A 2,755-nucleotide genomic window follows, 5' to 3' on the forward strand; every position below is an offset into this window, starting at 1 on the left:
GATGGACAGCTGCAGCCGATTCATCGATTTCGACAAAATCGACGTGCTGCCTACCAGCCAGTACTGTCTGTAGGACCGGGTAATCGCCAAGCGTGCCCCCGGATCACAGCCTTATTCAGACTACTGAGTGAGGTGGTTATCGAAACCCCTTTGCTGACTTCGATGGGATGACCGCTTGACGCGCTGAGCAAGTCAGTCAACCCACATCGAAGTTCTTGAAAATACCTCCCACAGATCCCGTCGTGGATTTATCCGCGATGGGGTCTGCCACCGCACAGCAACGAGCGGCTGGCAGCAAAAGCATCAAACCGCCAGGATAAAGTCCGCCTGATCGATACCTGCACTGCTGACCCCGACAAGGCGAATAGAGTCCACGCCGATCCCGATCACCGTGTCCGCCCCGTCAGCCGCAATGCTCACGTTGGCAGCGAACGTCTCGCTGTTGATCCCCGTCCCCGCAATATTGAGCAAGTCCTGCCCTCCGCTCGGATTGAGGTCGAAGTCCTGGATCGAGTCGTTGCCGAAGCCTGCGGCAGCAAACATGAAGGTATCGTTGCCGAGGCCGCCGTAGAACGTGTCGTTGCCCTGCCCGCCAAGGAACATATCGTCACCCGCACCGCCGACCAGCGTGTCGTTGGCCAGACCGCCCAGCATCCTGTGATTTGCCGCCGCGGCATCGTAGGCCAGCTCACTGCCGCTGCCCTCGGCGTTCGCCTGCAAACCCGCCGCCGCGTATTGGCCATTCAGCGCGATCTGCGCCGCATGCGCGCCGTCGCTCACCATCAGCAGGCCGCCGGTGCCTGTGTCATTCGCTGCATAAGTGATCTGCGTATCGGCACCGAACGCCACATCGCCAAAGTCCAGCTTGTCACCTGCGGCAAAACCGCTGACGCTGCCACTGAACGCCGTCGACACATCGAGCTTGAGCGTGCCTGCCGCGCCGCTGTCGAACGTCACATGCTGATCGGAGGCCGCACCGAATTCCAGCATCGCCGAACCGCTGATAGTCGCGCTTCCCGCGCCTGCTGCATCTCCGTGGATGGTGATATTGCCATCGTTCGCCCACAGGCTACCGCTGTTGACGAGCGCACTTTCAATCAGCAATCCGCCGCTGCCGCTGGCTTGCAGCACCCCCGTGTTGGTGACGGCGCTACTGCCGGTATCGATCACCAGCGCATTGACGCCGCCGGCAAGGATCAGGCCCGAGTTGACCAGCATCATCTGCCCCGCGCCCAACTGGCCGGCACCCGAGATAGTGTTGTCGGCATTGGTGAGTACCGTGTCGGCGCTGCCGCCGAAAATCACGTTTTGCGCGTTGTCGGATAGCAGCACCTGGCCGCCACCGGTCAAGGTCGCGCCACGGAACAGAATCTCAAGGCTGGTCTCGTTGCCGCTGGAGCCGAGCTCGATGGTGCCGCTGTTATGGATGCTGCCACCGAACGGCATGATCGCGCCGTCGGCAATGGTGAGGGTGCCGGCGTTGTTGGTGAGCGGATCGACATCGAACTGGAAGTTCGCTTCGCTCAAGTTCGCGGCATCGACACCTTTCAGGGTGACCGTCTGACCCGAGCTTATGCTGACCAATGCATTGCCATTGGCGTCGTTAATGATACTCAAGTCAGCAAAGCCGGTGACGCCCGTGAAGCCTATCATGTCGATCTTGTCTGCCGTGGCATCGAAACTGTAGATCTGATTGTTGCCGATCGGCTGGGCGAAGACGAAGGTGTCGGTACCGGACGAACCGGTCAGGTTGTCGTCAGCGGACAGGGCGAAGATCGGCGTGTCGGGGGCAAAGGCCTCGACGTTATTGAATACATAGGAACTGCCCACACTGCCGTCGGCGTTAGTCCAGGTCATGTTGATGTGGAGTACCGCAGCGCCCGCGAAGCCTTCTGGTGTTGTCACGGTCAATGCTCCGGGATCGCTGGTCTGCATGGTCCAGGTGCCGTCGCCGTTGTTGATTCCGGCGTTTAGAGTCCAATTTGACGGAACGTCGGCAATTGTGACAACAAAGCTATCGCTCAGGCCTGCCGATGGATCAGCAATCGCAAGGTTAATTGCTTCTCCGGACACTCCCGCAGGGTAAGTCAGGCTAATGCTTGTTGCAGCACTCACGTTGCCTGCCGCGTCCATAGCCGTGACAAATAGCGTCTTGGTACCCGTAAACTTGCCAGCCAAATCAATATTGGCGAATTGACCGCCGGTATTGGTCGTTCCGGTCCCAATTTCTGTGTCGCCGGCGCCAAACACGCCATTGCCATTGTCCAGGTAAACCTTAATGAATGAATTAGCTTCGGCGCTCCCTGAAAGCTTATGGTTTGTACCGGAGTTGTTGTAAGTCAGCCCAGTCGGTGAAGCTGGCGGTGTTGTATCAATCGGAGTTTCAACGACGTTCTGCACGTTTACCGTAATCGTCTGCGTATCGATTCCACCACTGGCGTCGGCCACCTGAACATCCACAACGTAGGCGTTGTCGCCATCGGTACCACCGACATCCTGGGGACTCTCGTAATCGGGCGCCGAATTGAAGGTCAGCACCCCACTCGAACTGATCGAGAACTTACTGAAGTCCGTCCCGGCCGTATTCAGGATCGAGTAGCTCAGCGTCTGCGCTGGTAGATCAGCATCGGTCGCCGACACTGTCGAGACCGCCGTGGTGTTCTCCGCCACGTTGATCGAAGCCGTCGCACCGCCACCGTTGGAAATGATCGTCGGTGAGTCGTTGCTGCCGGCGATATGCACGGTGACCGAAGTG

At 58.9% G+C, this 2,755-nt stretch carries 1 protein-coding gene; it reads right to left on the reverse strand.

Annotated features, from left to right (window positions below; translation table 11 throughout):
- Positions 1 to 303: 303 nt before the first annotated feature.
- On the reverse strand, positions 304 to 2,755 hold a 2,452-nt coding region (locus PMI26_RS31320), incomplete at its 5' end, for a beta strand repeat-containing protein (RefSeq protein ID WP_007972265.1).

The sequence above is a fragment of the Pseudomonas sp. GM33 genome (assembly GCF_000282295.1).
In the GTDB taxonomy this organism is placed as follows: Bacteria; Pseudomonadota; Gammaproteobacteria; order Pseudomonadales; family Pseudomonadaceae; genus Aquipseudomonas; species Aquipseudomonas laurylsulfatiphila.